Here is a 19,172-nt window from a genome sequence, read left to right as displayed (position 1 = left end):
TTCCACCACTTTTTCCTGTTTCCGAAAAGTCAAAAGCGAAGATATTTACATTTTAAATAGATAGAAGGTTTATTATCATCTATTATTCACCTCTCTGAATGCATGATATACCCTAACATGGTGTCAGATTCAATGGTAATTTTAAATTTTTAATGGGACAATAAGTACTGTTCAATTTAGGTACTAAAATTCAAATATAAATAAAGAAGCAATACAGTGGTGAATTGTAATACAAATATAGTTTGTGTTATATTTGTGTAGTGAATATACAGTATAGAGTTAATTTAGGTAGAGGTTATAGTTACTTACTATCTTTGTATTTACTTTTTTATTGTACTGATATACATGGGATAATATTAAATATTATGTCTGATTAAAATACTTAAATATTGTAGGAGGATGAAATGACAGAACGCGAAAAGATGTTAGCAGGAGAATTGTATGATTGTGGAGATAAAGAATTGTTGCATCAATGGCATAAGGCAAAAGATTTAACTAGAGAGTATAATAATTTGAAATCAGATGACAATATTAATAAAGAACGTATTTTAACTGAGCTTTTGGGGAAAAGAGGGCAGAATATATGGATTACTGCACCTTTTTATGTTGACTATGGAAATAATATTTATTTTGGTGATAATTGTGAAGTAAATATGAATTGTACTTTTTTAGATGATAATGAAATCATAATAGGTGATAATGCGTTAATTGCCCCTAATGTGCAAATATATACAGCTTTTCATCCAACAAATGCTAAAGATAGATTTGGAGAAAGAACTGATGATGGATTTAAATTTTGTAAAACTATAACTGCTCCAGTTAAAATTGGGAATGATGTTTGGATTGGTGGAGGAAGTATTATTTTACCAGGTGTAACGATAGGAGATAATGTAACTATTGGTGCAGGAAGTGTTGTGACGAAGTCAATACCATCCAATACCATAGCTTATGGGAATCCATGCCATGTTATTAGAGAAAATAAATGAGAACTATTATAATATATCTATTTAGTAAACATCAAAGGTATTATTAAAATGAAGAGCTATCTCAAAATTAGGGATAGTTTTTTATTAATAGATAATAGTGTCTAGTAAATTTAATTAATAAGATGTTAGACATTGTATTTATTATATTTATGCACATAAAAGATTATATCTCATATGATTGATTAATAAAGTTATTATTTACAATTTATTAATGAAATATTAAAGTAGTATTCTTGAATATTAAGAAATAGAATAATATAATATAGTGTGAATAGATTAGTAGCAGTGAATTTCGTAGGTTTCAATATACATTTAAAAAATAGATTTATAACTTGGAGGACAAAAAATGAAATTATCAAGGTATAAGAAAAATAGTTTGTTTCTGTCTATAATTTTATATCTACTTATTATTTCAATCCTTGTAATTACTATTTCAATACCATAAAACTTCATAATATATCTAATAAACAAACTGAGAGCTATTTAAAAGATGTATCTACACAAATTGTAATGAATGTTGATTCTAAAATAAAATTTATCTTATCTGATTTAAGAATAATGGCAGATTTTATCAAACAATATGAGGGAGATAGTCGATATGAGTACTTATCTAAAAGAAAGACTAGTTATAAGTATTATGATATTGGAATAATTGATTTAGAAGGGAAGGCAGGGTTTTTAAGTGGAAAAAAGTTTGACTTAAAGAATACTGTTTCATATAAAAAGGGAATAGAAGGTAAAGAATACTCAGAGGTAATAGAGTCATTAGGTGTTGTTCTCTATACTGTCCCTATATTTGATGATAAACATGAGGTGTCTAGCCTTTTAATAGGTGTTGCTGATAAAGAAAGTATGAATGATATTCTTAACATAGATAATTTTAATGGGAAAGGAACTATTGAAATTATTAATAGCAAGGGAAGACCACTTTTTATTGGTAAAAATAGTGAATTAATAAAAGACCTTAGTTACAAGTATAAAGATTCTGTGAATGAGCCCTGGGCTCAAAAAATGCTTGAAGATTTTAAAAATGAAAGGTCAGGAGATACTGTAATAACCTCATCAAAAAACATAAAATGTTTATTAACTTATTATCCAATTACAAAAGATTTAAATGATTGGTATTTTGTTCTTATAGTACCTGAGGAAGCTGTACTTGGTGAACTTAATAAGTTAAATTCTTTTACAGTAATAATGACATTCATAGTTACATGTATTATTGGAATTATAACATGGCTTTTATATACAATAAGAAAAAGATATGTAAATCAAATAGAAAATATTGCATATTTGGATAATATAACGAATGGCATTAACCAAACCAAATTTAGCATGCTAGTCAAACCCTTAATTTCAGAGTCACCAGATAGTACCTATATGATGATTGCAATAAATATAAAGGAGTTTAAGTTAATAAATGATTGTTTTGGTAGTGATAAAGGAAATATGACACTCAAACATATTTATAATGTTTTATCTAAAAATATTACTAAAAATGAAGAGTTTGTATGTCGTCATGATGCAGACCTTTTCTATTTATTTATTAAAAATAGACCAGTATTAGAGGTTTTAGAGTTATTATCTAAAATAGAAGCTGATATAAATTATTTTAATGAAAACAGAGAAAATCCATACTTTTTAAGAATATCAGTAGGTATTTATACAATTGAAAATTGTAATGAAGATTTAATTACAATACAAGATTATGCAAATACAGCAAGAAAAAGCTTCAATAAAGCTCATCAAAGTGATTTTTCTTTTTATAGTGATATAGAAAGAAAGCGATTAATATCTGAAAAGGAAATTTCAAATCTAATGGAAAAAGCCCTTGAAGATAAAGAGTTTTTTATATGTTTACAACCGAAAATTGATATAAAAAATGGTAAAATTAGTGGAGCAGAGTCTCTTGTGCGTTGGAGAAATTCAGAAAAAGGTATAATTTACCCAAGTGATTTCATTCCACTTTTTGAGAAAAGTGGATTTATATGTAAGTTAGATTTATATATACTTGAAGAAACATGTAAATTGATTTCTAAATGGATAAAAGAAGGTAAAGAAGTGTTGAGAATTTCTGTTAATGTATCTAGACAACATTTAAAGGATAAGTTGTTTTTAGAAAAATATGAGCTTATATGTAATAAATACAATATACCAACATATCTAATAGATTTAGAACTTACAGAATCTATCTTCTTAGAAAATCCAGAAGCTATAGATGTAATAAAGGATATTCATTCTAAAGGATTTAAGTGTTCTATAGATGATTTTGGATTTGGATATTCATCATTAGGGATATTGAAAGATTTTAAAGTTGATATAATTAAACTCGACCGTTCATTCTTTATCAGTAAAAACAATATAGAACGTGGTAAGGTAGTTATTGAATCTATTATTGAACTTAGTAGAAGACTTGGCATGAAGGTAATTGCTGAAGGAATTGAAGAATTAGAGCAAGTAGAGTTTCTACAAAATGTAGGATGTGATTATATCCAAGGTTATGTTTTCTCTAAACCACTATTAATATCTGAGTTTGAAGAGTTCACATATGAAAATAATAAAATAAAAACTTTAAGAATATCTAGTGATTAAATATAAAATAAAAAATTTAGACAGGTTATATAATTAAAAATATAACTTGTCTTTTTTATTTGTGTATTTACTAAAAAAATGTAGCTACAAATTTTGTAAAAACAATTTTCAAATATTGTAAGTTGTAGTCAAAGCCCTATTGTATTATTCTGAATATAGAAAGATAGTTACTTCTTTAGACACAAAAGAATGAAAATATACAGAATAATATAAAATTTGCAATATTGATAACTCTAATTATTTTGAAAGGAGGGAAAATATGATAAGTGGAAGAATGTTAATCATTATGAATTTTCTAAAAGGAAAAAATAAGACAAGTTACAAGGAGATTAGTAAACAACTAAATATAGAAGAAAGAAAGGTTAGATATGATATAAATAATTTAAATATTGTTTTACAGTCATTGAACAAACCTGTAATACAAAAGATGAATAAAGGTGTATTAATTATTCCTAATGACTTCCAAGTAGTATTAATAGATAATAATGAATATGTATTTTCTTTAACTGAACGAGTATCCATTATGAAGATTATATCAATGTTTAAAATAGATAACTTAAATTTAGAAAAATTGAGTAAAGAATTTCAAGTTTCTAGAAGTTCAATTAAAAATGATCTTAATGTTTTGTCGAGTGAATTGGAAAGAAATCAAATAATTATTACTTATGATAAAGCTTTCAAGATAAGTGGGGATGAAGATACTATATATAAACAACGATTGAATATATTAAAATTATATTCCTATCTTTTTGGCAAGGAAAAATCTGATTTAAGTGTATTTGAGAAGTATATAGTAAATATAATTGAAAAAATATTTAAAGGTATTTCTTTGAGTGATATATATAATTGGTCTACAAATTTATTATTGCAAATGGGATGGACTTTAAACGATGAATCTTTTACATGGTATATACATTCAGATGAAAAACATCCTTTAGAATCTTCTTCTTTAAGTGAACCATATTTTGAAAATAAGTTTGACCAAGACTTTGAACAAATAATACAAAAAAAATTAACTAAAGAACAAATTTTGTTGTTAAAGAGTTTTGTATTTTTTACAAATAAATATGCAAGTTTAAATGAAGATATGGATTTGATTAGTACAGAAATGATAGTTCAAGACTTAATTTACAATATGTCAGAGATATTGGAAAGTGACTTTAAGGAAGATATGATTCTTTATAAAGGATTACTTAATCATATTGCTCCATTGATAGAGAGAATCAAACAGAATATACAGATTTATGAAGAATTATTTCATGTCATACCAGACAAATACCAGTATGTACTAGAGGCCACTAAGGCTTCTATTCAAAAAAATAGAGTATTAAATCAAATAAAGAATGAAAACGAAATAATACTTTTAGCAATACACTTTTTAGGAAGTATACATAGAAATGAGAGAAATAATTATAAAAATATATTGTTAGTTTGTGGATTTGGTTATGGCGTAATTGCTATGTTAAAGGATACTTTAATAAATGATTACCAAATAAATATAGTGGATAGTATTCCATCATATAAGTTACAAGATTATAAAGAATGGGAAAGTATTGATTTTATTGTAACAACATCAAAGATAATAGTAGATTTACCTAAAACAATTATTGAGCTAAATCCATTTTTACAAGAAGAGGATTATTTAAAGCTTGAAGAAAAAGGGATAAAAAGGAAGAATGTATTAACTAATTATATGTCAATAAAAAAAAGGTTGGATTTTTTAGAAGAAGATGCACAAAAAAGAGTATTGAGTATTATATGGCAAGAGCTTGGATACAGTGATGAGAGAATATTATCTAGACAACTTAACTTAGGGGATTTAATAGGAATCGATACTATAAGTATAATTGATGAAAAGTTAAAATGGGAAGATGCTGTAAAGATTAGTTCAAATATACTTGCTGATTGTGATTTCGTATCAGAAAAGTATTCTGACAATATTATAAATATTTTAAAAAATGTGGGTTTTTATGCTATAAAAGATAATGAGTTTGCTCTATTACATGGGAATGATAATTCATTAGTTAAAGTAAGTTCCATAAGTTTATTGATATGTAAAGAAGCAATTAATTTTGGAGATAAAAAAGTCAAAATTATATTTTGTCTAGCAAGTAGAGATAAAAAGGAGCAAATTCCTGCAATAATTAATTTAACTAAAATGGTTTATAAGACTAATTTCATTACTATGTTAGAGAAAGCGAAGACAAAAGAAGAAGCAGAAAGTTTAATTCATAAATACGAAAAGGAGGTCACTGTATGAGTAAATTAGTCAATGTAAAATGTTCATTTAAAATACATGCTAATTCAAAAGAAGAAGCCATTGTATCATTAGTAGATGCAGTATCAAAAGAGGGTTATCTAAAAGATAAAAATCAATTTTTAGAAGATGTTTTAAAGAGAGAGGAAACATTATCGACTTATATTGGACATGGAATAGGTCTTCCTCATAGCCAAAGTGTAGGAGTTAAAAGCTCTTGTATTACTATAGGAAAGCTTGATACCCCTATCGTATGGACAGAAGAAGGCGAAAAAGTGGATTTAATATTTCTGATATCTGTAACAAAAGACAATGAAAATAATCTACATTTAAAGATTTTGTCAAGACTCGCACGTTCATTGATGCATGAGAGCTTTAGAAATCAAATTAGAAATTCAGATGAACAAACAGTCTATAATCTTATAAAAGAAAAAATAGGGGAGGAAGATTAAAATGAGGATTTTAAAGTTTTTACAGAAACATCTTATGACAGCAACATCGTATATGATTCCATTTGTAGTTGCTGGGGGAATACTATTTGCATTATCAGTTACTTTAAGTGGACAAGCCGCTGTCCCAGAAACTGGATGGTTGGCTAAACTGAATCAAATTGGAGCTGCTGGTCTAGCTTTATTTATTCCTATATTAGGTGGATATATAGCATTTAGTATGGCAGATAAGCCAGGATTGGCTCCAGGAATGATAGGTGCATATTTAGCAAAAGAAGTAAATGCTGGTTTTATAGGTGGTATCATAGCAGGATTTATAGCAGGATTTGTTATTTTACAATTAAAGAAAATTAAATTAGCTCCAACAATGAGAACTTTAGGTTCAATATTTATTTATCCTTTGCTTGGTACATTGATTACAGGAGGTATAATTGTATTTTTAATTGGAGAGCCTATAGCTTCTTTTATGACATGGATGACTAATTGGTTAAATGGAATGTCTGGTGTTTCTAAAATTCCTTTAGGTGGAATCTTAGGAGGAATGATAGCTTCAGATATGGGTGGTCCTATAAACAAAGTTGCTGCAACCTTTGCCCAAACTCAAGTTGACACACTTCCATATTTAATGGGGGGAGTTGGTGTGGCAATCTGTATACCTCCAATAGGGTTAGGACTAGCAACATTATTGTTCCCAAAAAAATTTAGTAAGGAAGAAAGAGACTCAGGAAAAGCTTCTCTATTAATGGGTTGTGTTGGAATTACAGAAGGAGCTATTCCATTTGCAACAGCAGACCCTGTTAGAGTAATTCCTTGTATTATGGCTGGGTCTATTATTGGAAACATTATGGCTTTCTTATTAGGGTGTTTGAATCATGCACCTTGGGGTGGTTTGATAGTACTCCCAGTTGTCGATAACAGGTTGGGATATATAGCTTCTGTATTAACTGGAGCAGTTACTGTTGCGATATTGATGAAATTAGTGAAGAAAGATGTAAAAGAAGATGAAGAAGTCGAAGAAGATATAGAGGATTCTATTGAACTAGTATTTGAAGAATTATAAAAATATATAAACACTGTTAATTTATATAAAATTTATTATAAAAAATAATCATACAAAATTATAACTTTAAAGGAGATAAGAATATGAAAATTGTAGCAGTAACATCTTGCCCTAGTGGTGTAGCACACACTTATATGTCAGCTGAATCTCTTGAATTGTCAGCAAAGAAATTTGATATAGAAATAAAAGTTGAGACTCAAGGAAGTTCTGGAATAGATAATGAATTATCACCTAAAGAGATTAAGGAAGCAGCTTGTGTAATACTAACTAATGATGTTGAAATTAGAAATATGGATAGATTTAAAGGAAAAAAAGTTGTAAGAATGAGTGTGTCTGACATAATTAAAAAATCTGATGCATTAATCAAAAAGATAAAAGATACTTTTCAATAGAGTTTAATTTATTTTACATATAACAAGAAGATGTATTTAATAGTATTACTATTAAATACATCTAAAAAATAGAATAAAAGGAGATATAGTCATGAAAAAGTTACCAATAAAAACTGTCGTACAACGACTACTAGACTTACAAGAAGAGGGGAAAAGTGCAACACTTTTAGGGATTGGCCCTATGTCACCAAACTTGTTACAAGCGAGTTTTGAACTAGCAAAAGATGATGATTTTCCTTTAATGTTTATTGCCAGTAGAAATCAAGTAGATGCAGATGAATTAGGTGGTGGTTATGTAAATGGTTGGAATCAAAAAACTTTTACAAAGGATATTAAGCAAATAGCTGATAAAGTTGGATTTGATGGTCTATATTACTTATGTAGAGACCATGGAGGACCATGGCAAAGAGATAAAGAAAGAAACGACCATTTGCATGTTGATAAAGCTATGGAATTAGGAAAAAAATCTTATTTAGCTGATATTGAGGCAGGTTTTGATTTACTAATGATTGACCCTACAAAAGACCCATTTGAAATGGGAAAGGTAATTCCATTAGATATAGTACTAGAAAGAACTGTAGAATTGATTGAATATTGTGAAAACGAGAGAAAAAGACTCAATATGCCAGAAATAGGATATGAAGTTGGGACAGAGGAAACAAATGGAGGATTAACTTCAACTGAGACATATGAGACATTTATAACTAAATTAAAAGTTGAGCTTGAAAAGAGAGATTTACCAATGCCAACATTTATAGTTGGTCAGACAGGGACTTTAACTAGAAAAACAGAACAAGTAGGTACTTTTAATTTTAAGAATGCTTATGATTTAGCTCAAATGGCTAAAAAGTATGGAGTGGGATTAAAAGAACATAATGGAGATTATTTGGATGATGTGACTTTATTAGAACATATACCATCTCAAATTATTGCAACAAATGTTGCTCCTCAATATGGAACTGAAGAGACGAGAGCATACTTAAAGTTAGCAGAAGTTGAAAGAAAACTAAAGGAAGAAGGATTAATTGAAAAAACTTCAAATATTAGAGATGTTCTTCTTGTAGATGCTATTGAATGTGGACGTTGGAGAAAGTGGGTAATGGGAGAACAGAAAGATTTAACTATTGAAGAAATATTTAAAGATGAAGTTTTATCTAATGAGATATTAGATATTGCAGGTCACTATACATTCAATAATGATAGTGTTAAAAGAGAGATAGAAGTACTTTATAGTAATTTAAGTAAAAATAATATTGATGGTCAAAGATTTGTTGTAGACCACATTAAGCGCCCTTTACGTGAGTATGCAGAATGTTATAATTTAAAAGGTGTTACTACAAGAATTTTAAATAAATAATAGGACTTATAGTGGCAAGTATTGTTATACTAGGTATTTATAGATATAATTATACTTACCACTACTAAATTTGGGAGGACTAATATTTTGATTAATTTAATTTTTGATGTAGATGATACTTTATACAATCAATTGACACCTTTTTATATTGCATATGATAAGATATTTTCTTCAGTAAAAGGTATTTCTGTTGAAGATTTATATATAAGCAGTAGAAAGTATAGTGATGAAGTGTTCCATTTGACTGAGAGTGGAGATATGCCAATTGAGAAAATGCATGTATATAGAATAATGAAGGCCTTTGAAGAATTAGGAAATCCTATTAAAGAAAAGGATGCCCAAAATTTTCAAGATGAATATATATATCAGCAATCACAAATTACTTTAATACTAGAAATTGAGCAGGTTTTGAATTTTTCTAAAGAGAGAAATATTAATATAGGAATCATAACGAATGGACCATCAACACATCAAAGAATGAAGTTAAAGCAGTTGAATGTTGAAAACTGGGTTGACAAAAATCATATTTTTATTTCTAGTGAAGTTGGTTTTTCTAAGCCAGATATCAATATCTTTAGAATGGCTGAGAATGTTATGAATTTAGATAGAGAAAATACATATTATGTAGGTGATTCTTATAAAAATGATGTAGTAGGTGCTAAAAAAGCTGGATGGAAGAGTATTTGGATGAATCATAGAAGTCATGGAGTAGAAGAATTGTTTTATAGGCCAGATTTTATAATCTCAGAATATAAGGATTTATTGTTTTTGATTATAAAAATATGTAGTAAATAAAATGTTAGTGATAGAATTACATAAAATAGTTAAGAGTAGCTATGTAGAATTAAGGATTTAAATTATAAGAAATTTATTTCGCATTAAAAAATAAATCATTTAGAAAAAGAACTTTAATGTTTAAAAGAATATTAAAGTTCTTTTTAATTTAAAAAACTTTCTGTGTTGATAATATAAATTTTTTAACAAATTGTCCGATAAATAAAAGGATAGATAGTTATTAATCTAAGTTAAGTAGGTTTTGATGAATTATACTGAGAATGATAAGTTAAAATTTATATTATATTTAAATCATTAAAATAACAAAAATAAATACTAGATTAAATTTTATAAACAAGTACAATATTCAATTGGAAGGTAGGATTAGATATGAAAGCAATAATTTTAGCAGCTGGAATGGGAACGCGATTGAGACCATTAACTTTAGAATCGCCTAAACCATTAGTTAAAGTTAATGGAAAACCAATGATAGAAACTCAAATAGAATGTCTATTAGAAAAGGGGATAAGAGATATAAAAATAGCTGTAGGATATCTAAAAGAAGAATTTTACTATCTAGCAGAAAAATATAATGTGGAATTAATACATAATGATAAGTACGATATGTACAATAATATTTATACTATGTATTTATTAAGAGAGCATTTACCTGATAGTTATGTTATAGAAGGAGATGTATATTTATATAATAATTTTATAGATCCAGATATAAATAAATCTACTTATTTTACTTTTTATAAGGAAAATTTCAATAATGAGTATATATTTAAGTTTGATAAAAATGACAAGGTTTATGATATGTATGTGGGTAATAATAGTGGATACATATTATGTGGAGTGTCCTATTGGTCATTAACAGATGGAAATATTATAGTAAAAAAATTAGAGGAAACAGTAGATAGTGGAGATTTTGAAAGTCTATTTTGGGATGATGTTGTAATGCAAAATAAAGAAAATTTAAATATGTACATTAAGAAAATAGATTCTAAGGATTGCTTTGAAATAGATACAGAAGAAGATTTGAAGTTTTCAGAAAGATGTATAATTCAAAATAATAATTTTATAATGAATAAGTCTTTACAATACTCTAAGTAGATTAGAAAGGAGCTTATATGGGAATTTTAAATAAAATAATGAACCAAGAATCTTTTGATGTAAAAACATCACTAGATTATATTAAGGAATATGAGCAAGTATTACCTTTTGACAGTGAGATTCACACTGCACGTGCAGTTACATATTTTTTTGCAGAAGAATATGAACTTGCAGAAGAACATATTAGAAAGGCCTTGAAATTTAGACCTAATAATTATGATAATAACTTTTATTTAGCAAATATTTTGATTGCTAAAGGTAAATATTCTGATGCTATTAAAGCAGCTATGCTGAGTGTAACATTCTTAAAGCATTTTGCTAAGATTTCGGGCTATGATTATGTAAATGAAAAACTAGTTTATGCCAATGAACAAGTAAAAAATATCATTGATTATTGTATTGAAAGTATAAAAGATACAAGAGTGCTTGAAGACTTAAAGAGATTTTTGGGATTCATTGAATTAAGCATTGCCAAATTTCCTGCATGTTTTTACAATAATAAATGGAATGTTATAATAGAAGAATATTTAAATAAAAATTCAAGTAGTAAGTACAATGATTATCTATGCTTTTATTCTGATAAATATAATAATCTTTTAGCAGATTTTCAAAAAAAATTATGTACTGTTGTTAACAATCCTGAGATATATTCAATATGTCCAATAGAAGGTTTTAAATCTATGACTACAAAAGAATTTAATTTGGATAATGGTAAATATATTATTCCAATTGCTACAACTGAATATAATCAAGTTATTGACTTCAAAATTAGAACTGATAATTTTAAATCACAACAAGTAGATCCACCAGGTTTTTTTAAATACTATAGGGTAAATAATGGTGTTAGTTTAAAGTCAGATAAAGATGTTATAGTTGGAAAACCAATCGAATTAGGATTCAAAGAAAATAATAAAAAATTAGTTTTTACTATATTTATAGATGCTTTATCTCAACAATATTTATCAGAAACAAAATATAAATCAATGCCTTACACAAAAGCTTTTTTTAAAAAAGGAATTATATTTAAAAATTGTTATTCTACAGGGGAGTGGACATATCCATCCTTGACAAGTGTGCTTACAGGATTATATACAACTAATCATCACTTTTTACATTCTAGTGCAGGATATAAATATCCTGAGGATATAGATTTATTTAGTGAGATTATGAAAAAAAATGAATATTTTACTGCAAATATAAGCGGTACATATGCATTTGCCTCATATAGTAGTGGTTTTAGAGGATTTGATAGAACAGTTTTTAAGAATAGTTTAGGATTTTCTGACTCACAAATAATTAATGATGCAATTGAACATATTGAATCATTTAAAGAAACAAATCAATTTGTATTTATCTCTTTAAGTGATGTTCATAAAATATTAGATGATATTGAAAATTATAGTGTTAATTATAGTATTGTTAATCAAACATCTTTGGATATAGAGACATCTTTATCAAAAAGGAGTCCATTTGTAAGTGCATGGCAAAAATATGATGAGGAAGCTATTAAGAAATATGATGTAGCACTTAAGGAATTAGATCGTCAGCTGAAAGGAATTTATGATTATATATTACAGAATTACTCTGAAGAAGAGTATTTAATTAGTATTTTCTCAGATCATGGAGCTTCATTTTTGGGCAAAGATGATTTTTTATTAAAATCAAATATAACTAATAGCGTATTAATGGTTAGAGGGTCTGGAAGTGTATCCAATGATGATACTGAGTATATAAGTAATATGGATTTAATTCCTATAACTCTGAAGTTGGCAAATATAGAACATGATCTATCGAAGTATGATTGTGTACTTCCAAAGACACTAGGAGGTAAGGGTCGTGAGTTCACTTATAGTGAATCAATATATCCTGGTCAAACTTATAAAGCTATGGTTAATAATGATAAATATTGTTATATACTAGAAACAAAAGATATTACTAATATAGATGGAACCATTAATTTTGATGAATATAGTGATTCTATCTTTGATAAAAAAGAAGGCAAAGAGGTTAAAGATAATGATATTTTAGAATACTATAGAGAAATAGTATATAATCACATAAAGAGAAATATTAAATATTGAAATTAGAAGTTATTTAGACATCAAATATATACAGTCTATTGTATTTTAATAAATATTCTACTTTTAAAATATAACTATTTAATTTATGTAGTAAGAATCTTTGGATATCAAAGTTAATAAAAGGGGTTGAGCTTAAAATTTGATTAAAGAAATCAATTTTGAGACAATCCTTTTTTATTTCAACAAAAAAATAAAAATAAAGTTCGTAACATAACGAACGAAAAAAATGCCAGTAATATTTTTTTTAAAAAATTTCAAAAAAGAGTTGATAATATATGTATATTAATATAAAATTTAATATATATAATTCGTATAATTATACGAATGATTTAGAGTGTAAAATAACTTATAAACGGAGAGGGGAAGTCTAATGAAAGTAGCAGTAGTTATGGGTTCAAAATCAGATTATCCAAAATTAGAAGAAGGGATAAAACTGCTTGAAAAATATGGAATAGAAGTTGTAGCAAGAGCATTATCTGCTCATAGAACACCAGAACAACTTTCAATATTCCTAAAAGAAATAGAAGATGATACTGATGTAATAATAGCAGCAGCAGGAAAAGCAGCACATTTACCAGGAGTAATAGCATCACAAACATTAATTCCTGTAATAGGATTACCTATTAAATCATCAACTATGGATGGACTAGACTCACTTTTATCAATAGTTCAAATGCCAAAAGGAATACCAGTTGCAACAGTTACAATAGATTTAGGTTTAAATGCAGCTTTATTGGCATTACAAATAATGACTTTAAAATACCCAAAATTAAAAGAGGATTTGAAATCATATAGAGAAGAGATGGCACAAAAGGTGCTAGAAGACGACAAGAATTTAAGGGGGTAGCAGATGTTATTATATGAAGGAAAAGCAAAACAAGTATACTCTACAGATAATGAAAATGAATATGTTGTTTACTATAAAGATGATGCAACAGCATTTAATGGAGAGAAAAAAGCAGAAATATCTTCAAAAGGGATATTAAACAATAAGATATCAACAATAATCTTTGAAATGTTAAAAGAAAATAATATAAATACACACTTTATAAAAAGTTTATCAGATAGAGAGATGCTAGTTAAAAAAGTAGAGATTTTACCATTAGAAGTAATAGTGAGAAATATCGCTGCTGGTTCTATTTGCAAAAGAGTTGGTCTTGAAGAAGGTGAAGTTTTCGATGAGCCAATCTTTGAAATAAGCTATAAAAATGATGCTTATGGTGACCCAATGTTAAATGACGATTATGCAGTAGCAATGAAATTAGCAACTAGAGAAGAATTAAAATTCTTAAGAGAAGAAACTTTAAAAATAAATGAACTACTAAAAGCATTTTTCTTAAAATTAAACCTAAAGTTAGTTGACTTTAAAATAGAATTTGGTAAAGATTCAGAAGGAAACATAATATTGGCAGACGAAGTATCACCAGACACTTGTAGACTTTGGGATGTAAATACAAATGAAAAGCTAGATAAGGACAGATTTAGAAAAGACCTTGGAGACCTTGTAGAAGGTTATACGGAAGTACTTTCAAGAATGAATAATAAATAGGAGGCAAATGTATGTGTGGAGTTTTAGGGATTTACTCTAATAAAGATGTAACTAAAGAACTATATTATTCTTTATATTCTATGCAACACAGAGGGCAAGAAAGCTGTGGTTTAGCTCTTTTAGATGATGGAGAAATTAAGTACAAAAAAGATATGGGATTAGTTGGAGATGTTTTTAAAGAAAGTGAACTATCTAAGTTAAAAGGAAATATAGGTATTGGACATGTTAGATATTCAACAGCTGGAGGGAGTCATGTTTCTAATTGCCAACCTTTAGTTGGAAGCTGTAGAAAAAGACAATTAGCCATAGCTCATAATGGAAATTTAGTTAATGCAAATTATTTAAAAGACATGTTAGAAGAAGATGGATATATGTTCCAAACTAATTCAGATACAGAAGTGATTTTATATATACTTGCAAGATATTACAAAGGTGATATAGTAGAAAGTTTAAAAATGACTATGGATTATATCAAAGGTGCATATGCTCTTGTAATAATGAGTCAGGAAGAATTGGTTGCAGTTAGAGACCCACATGGATTCAGACCTCTTGTACTTGGTAAAAAGGGTGATGAATATATATTTGCATCAGAAAATTGTGCAATAGATATACTTGGCGGAGAAGTTATAAGAGATGTAGAGCCAGGAGAAATAATAATAGTTAAAGATGGAGAATTAAAATCATATTTTTATTCAGAAAATTATAAGCCAGTTAAGAAGAGTTGTATATTTGAACACATATACTTTGCAAGAAACGATGCAACTATAGACAATGTAAATGCATATGAATTTAGAATTAAATGTGGTGAAAGATTAGCTCAAAATGAAAATGTAAATGCAGATATGGTAGTTCCAGTTCCAGATTCAGGTTGGCCAGGAGCTATTGGTTATGCAAATGCTAGTGGATTAAAAATAAGTGAAGGCTTAGTTAAAAATAGATATGTAGGAAGAACATTTATAAAACCTACACAAGAAGAAAGAGAAATAGCAGTAAAAATAAAATTAAACCCTCTTTCAACAATAATAAAAGGAAAATCTATAATTTTAGTAGATGACTCAATTGTAAGAGGGACTACATCTAAACAGTTAGTAAAATCTTTAAGAGAAGCAGGAGCAAAAGAAATTCATCTTAGAATAACATCTCCTCCAGTAGCTTACTCTTGTTACTATGGAATAGATACTCCAAATCGTTCTAAATTAATTGCATCAAGTAACAATGTAGAAGAAATGAGAGAATATATTGGATGTGATAGTCTAAAATTCCTAGATATAGAAGGAATGTTAGATGCAGCAGAACACAAGTCTACTTTCTGCAAAGCTTGTTTTGATGGAGAATACCCAGTTAAGAAAATTGATAAGGAGGAATTATTTTCATGTTAACATATAAAGAATCAGGTGTAGATATAGATGAAGGAAATAGAGCAGTAGACCTTATAAAAGGTAAAATAAAAGGAACTTATGATGGAAATGTAGTTGGAGATTTAGGTAACTTTAGTGGATTATACAGTTTAAAAGATTTTGTAGGAATGAAAGAACCAGTTTTGCTTGCATCTACAGATGGTGTTGGGACTAAGTTAAAAATAGCTCAAATGATGGACAAGCATGATACTGTTGGAATAGATTTAGTTGCAATGTGTGTAAATGATTTGATTTGTCAAGGAGCAAAGCCATTATTTTTCCTTGATTATATAGCTCTTGGGAAATTAATTCCTGAGCATATAGAAAAAATAGTTGGTGGAATTGCAGATGGTTGTAAAATGTCTGGTTGTGCACTAATTGGTGGAGAAACTGCTGAGATGCCTGGTATGTATGGAGATGATGATTATGATTTAGCAGGGTTCTCTGTAGGTATAGCAGACAAAGAAAAGATTGTTTCTGGAAATAGTGTTAAATCAGGAGATGTATTAGTTGGTATATCTTCAAGTGGAGTACACAGTAATGGTTTTTCTTTTATAAGAAAGATATTTTTAGAAACTTACAACTATAAGATGGAACAGTATGTTGAAGAACTAGGAATGACAGTTGGGGAAGCGCTTTTAACACCAACTAAAATATATGTTAAATTAGCTTTAGATGTATTAGCTAAACATGATATAAAAGCTATAGCTCACATAACTGGTGGAGGGCTTATAGAAAATATAACAAGAGTTATACCTAAAGGATTAGGATTAGACATTAATAAAAAATCTTGGGAGAAGCCTCCTATATTTAAAATGATAGAAGGTTTTAATGCTGTTGATGAGAGAGAACTTCATAAAAGTTTCAACATGGGTATTGGACTAGTTTTAATAGTAAATAAAGAAGATGCTAACAATGTTGTAGACTTTATAAACAATAGAGAAAATGACAATGCTGCTTATGTAGATAAAAAATACAGTGAGTTATTAGAAGATAAAGCATATATAATTGGTGAAGTAGTAGATAGTCATGAAGGTGTAGAATTATGTTAAATATAGGAGTTTTAATATCTGGTGGAGGAACAAATTTACAAGCAGTTATAGATGGAACTGAGTCTGGAAAAATAAAAGGTCAGGTTAAAGTAGTTATCTCAAGTAAGCAAGATGCTTATGGTTTAGAGAGAGCTAAAAATCATAACATAAAGGCAATTTGTGAAACTAATGAAGACAAGATAATAGAAATTCTTAAAGAAAATAAAATAGATTTAGTAGTTTTGGCTGGTTATTTAAAAATAATCAGCCCAAAGCTGGTTAATGAGTTTAGAAACAAAATGATAAACATACATCCATCATTAATTCCTTCATTCTGTGGAGCTGGATTCTATGGAGAAAGAGTTCATCAAGGTGTTATAGATTATGGTGCTAAAGTAACTGGTGCTACAGTTCATTTTGTTGATGAAGGTGCTGATACTGGACCAATTATAATGCAAGATGTAGTTAAGGTGAATCAAGATGATGATGCAAAGACACTTGCAAAAAGAGTGTTAGAAGTTGAACATAGGATTTTAATAGAAAGTTTAAGTCTTTTTTGTGAAAATAAATTAAAACTTCAAGGTAGGAGAGTGTTTATAAATGAGTAAGAGAGCTTTAATAAGTGTAACTGACAAGACAGGTGTAGTAGAATTTGCTAAAGAGTTAAACAAGCTAGATTATGAAATTATATCTACAGGAAATACTTTTAAAACATTAAAGGAAAATGGCGTTAATGTAATGCAAGTTGAAGATGTTACAAACTTCCCAGAAATATTAGATGGAAGAGTAAAAACATTAAATCCATATATACATGGTGGGATACTTTACAAAAGAGACAAAGATTCTCATGTGGAAACTGTAAATGAACACAAAATACATTCAATAGATTTAGTAGCTGTAAATTTATATGATTTTGAAGGAACTTTAAAGGCTGGAAAAAGTCATGATGAAATGATAGAAAACATAGATATTGGTGGACCATCTATGATACGTTCTGCTGCTAAAAACTATAAAGATGTAATAGTAGTAGTAGATATAAAAGATTATGATTCTATAATAGAAAAATTAAAAACAGACACAATGACATTAGAAGATAGAAAAAAATTATCATATAAAGCTTTCTCAACTACAGGAAGATATGATGCGTTAATATCTAGTTATTTTGCTGGAGAAGTTGGAGATACATATCCTGACATATTAAATTTAACTTTCCAAAAAGAACAAACTTTAAGATATGGAGAAAATCCACATCAAAATGGTTTCTTATATTCACAATCAAATGCAAAAAATCCAATCTTAAACTATGAGCAATTAGGCGGTAAAGAACTTTCTTTTAACAACTTAAACGATTTACATGGATGTTTAGAAGTAATGAGAGAATTTAAAGATAGTGAAGAAGTAGTTTCAGTTGCTATAAAACATGCTAATTCATGTGGAGTGGGATTAGGTAAAGATGCTTTTGAAGCATATACAAAATGTTATGAAGCAGATAAAGTTTCAATATTTGGTGGAATAGTAGGAATAACTTCTACTGTAGACAAAGCTACAGCAGAGAAATTAAATGAAATATTCTTAGAGATAGTAGTAGCATATGATTTTGAGCCAGAAGCTTTAGAAATACTTAAACAAAAGAAAAATTTAAGAATATTAAAATTAGCTAAGATAGAAGATAGTTTACAACCATATGAAATGAAATATTTAGATGGAAAATTATTAATACAAGATAGAAATAGTACTTTAGCAGAGAAAAGTGAAAATGTAACAAAAGCAAAGCCAACAGATGAACAACTTAAGGATATGGAATTTGGTATGAGAGTAGTAAAAAATATGAAATCAAATGCAATTGCAATAGTAAAAAATGGTCAAACTTTAGCTTTAGGTTGTGGACAAACATCAAGAATTTGGGCATTAAAAAATGCTCTTGAAAATAACAAAGATAAAGACTTTACAGGAGCTGTTTTAGCATCAGATGCATTTTTCCCATTTGATGATTGTGTAACATTAGCTCATGAATATGGAATATCAGCAGTAGTTCAACCAGGTGGTTCTATAAAGGATAAAGATTCAATAGAAACTTGTGATAAGTATGATATGGTTATGGTATTTACAGGAATAAGACACTTCAAACACTAAG

At 28.0% G+C, this 19,172-nt stretch carries 16 protein-coding genes; all 16 read left to right on the top strand.

The annotated features are described in order from the left end of the window. The first annotated feature begins 404 nt into the window (after window positions 1-404). The 16 genes from Q3304_RS07775 (at window position 405) to purH (ending at window position 19,171) form a co-directional block, all read left to right on the top strand. Entirely contained in the window at window positions 405-986 is a 582-nt protein-coding gene (locus Q3304_RS07775; protein WP_407813946.1) for a sugar O-acetyltransferase, read from the top strand. 510 nt (window positions 987-1,496) lie between these two features. Continuing rightward, window positions 1,497-3,575, top strand: a complete 2,079-nt coding sequence (locus tag Q3304_RS07770) for an EAL domain-containing protein (RefSeq protein WP_407813945.1) — start codon at window positions 1,497-1,499, stop codon at window positions 3,573-3,575. Window positions 3,576-3,834: 259 nt separating this feature from the next. After that, window positions 3,835-5,835, top strand: a complete 2,001-nt coding sequence (locus Q3304_RS07765) for a BglG family transcription antiterminator (RefSeq protein ID WP_407813944.1) — start codon at window positions 3,835-3,837, stop codon at window positions 5,833-5,835. Next, complete coding sequence (locus Q3304_RS07760; protein WP_407813943.1) at window positions 5,832-6,284, top strand: PTS sugar transporter subunit IIA; 453 nt, start codon at window positions 5,832-5,834, stop codon at window positions 6,282-6,284. Before Q3304_RS07765 ends, Q3304_RS07760 begins: the two co-directional genes overlap by 4 nt. Window position 6,285: 1 nt before the next feature. After that, entirely contained in the window at window positions 6,286-7,341 is a 1,056-nt protein-coding gene (locus tag Q3304_RS07755; RefSeq protein ID WP_407813942.1) for a PTS fructose transporter subunit EIIC, read from the top strand. A gap of 83 nt (window positions 7,342-7,424) precedes the next feature. Next, window positions 7,425-7,733, top strand: a complete 309-nt coding sequence (locus Q3304_RS07750; RefSeq protein WP_054268773.1) for a PTS fructose-like transporter subunit IIB — start codon at window positions 7,425-7,427, stop codon at window positions 7,731-7,733. A 91-nt stretch (window positions 7,734-7,824) separates the two neighbouring features. Beyond that, entirely contained in the window at window positions 7,825-9,090 is a 1,266-nt protein-coding gene (locus Q3304_RS07745; protein WP_407813941.1) for a class II D-tagatose-bisphosphate aldolase non-catalytic subunit, read from the top strand. 87 nt (window positions 9,091-9,177) lie between these two features. Then, a complete protein-coding gene (locus Q3304_RS07740) occupies window positions 9,178-9,885 on the top strand; it encodes an HAD family hydrolase (RefSeq protein ID WP_407813940.1) in 708 nt (235 codons plus the stop codon). 369 nt (window positions 9,886-10,254) lie between these two features. Next, entirely contained in the window at window positions 10,255-10,980 is a 726-nt protein-coding gene (locus tag Q3304_RS07735; RefSeq protein WP_407813939.1) for a sugar phosphate nucleotidyltransferase, read from the top strand. A gap of 17 nt (window positions 10,981-10,997) precedes the next feature. Next, window positions 10,998-13,061 (top strand): sulfatase-like hydrolase/transferase, encoded by a 2,064-nt coding sequence (locus tag Q3304_RS07730; RefSeq protein WP_407813938.1) that lies wholly within the window; start codon window positions 10,998-11,000, stop codon window positions 13,059-13,061. A 370-nt stretch (window positions 13,062-13,431) separates the two neighbouring features. After that, window positions 13,432-13,908, top strand: coding sequence for a 5-(carboxyamino)imidazole ribonucleotide mutase (gene purE, locus Q3304_RS07725; RefSeq protein ID WP_003425290.1), 477 nt, complete (start codon window positions 13,432-13,434; stop codon window positions 13,906-13,908). 3 nt (window positions 13,909-13,911) lie between these two features. Further along, on the top strand, window positions 13,912-14,610 hold the full coding sequence (gene purC, locus Q3304_RS07720; RefSeq protein WP_054268779.1) for a phosphoribosylaminoimidazolesuccinocarboxamide synthase: 699 nt from the start codon (window positions 13,912-13,914) through the stop codon (window positions 14,608-14,610). Window positions 14,611-14,621: 11 nt separating this feature from the next. Continuing rightward, entirely contained in the window at window positions 14,622-15,989 is a 1,368-nt protein-coding gene (purF, locus tag Q3304_RS07715) for an amidophosphoribosyltransferase (RefSeq protein ID WP_054268780.1), read from the top strand. Beyond that, window positions 15,983-17,059 carry a phosphoribosylformylglycinamidine cyclo-ligase gene (gene purM, locus Q3304_RS07710; protein ID WP_054268781.1) on the top strand — a complete coding sequence of 359 codons (1,077 nt, stop codon included), beginning with the start codon at window positions 15,983-15,985 and terminating at the stop codon, window positions 17,057-17,059. Before purF ends, purM begins: the two co-directional genes overlap by 7 nt. Beyond that, window positions 17,053-17,646 (top strand): phosphoribosylglycinamide formyltransferase, encoded by a 594-nt coding sequence (gene purN / locus Q3304_RS07705; RefSeq protein ID WP_054268782.1) that lies wholly within the window; start codon window positions 17,053-17,055, stop codon window positions 17,644-17,646. Before purM ends, purN begins: the two co-directional genes overlap by 7 nt. After that, window positions 17,639-19,171, top strand: a complete 1,533-nt coding sequence (gene purH, locus Q3304_RS07700; protein ID WP_407813937.1) for a bifunctional phosphoribosylaminoimidazolecarboxamide formyltransferase/IMP cyclohydrolase — start codon at window positions 17,639-17,641, stop codon at window positions 19,169-19,171. The genes purN and purH overlap by 8 nt, the downstream gene beginning before the upstream one ends. The last annotated feature ends 1 nt before the right edge of the window (window position 19,172 follow it).

It is taken from the genome of Clostridioides sp. GD02377, assembly GCF_045899875.1.
Lineage (GTDB): Bacteria > Bacillota > Clostridia > Peptostreptococcales > Peptostreptococcaceae > Clostridioides > Clostridioides difficile_A.
The sequence above is the reverse complement of the archived record's forward strand: the minus strand, read 5'-3'. Positions and strand labels throughout refer to the sequence as shown.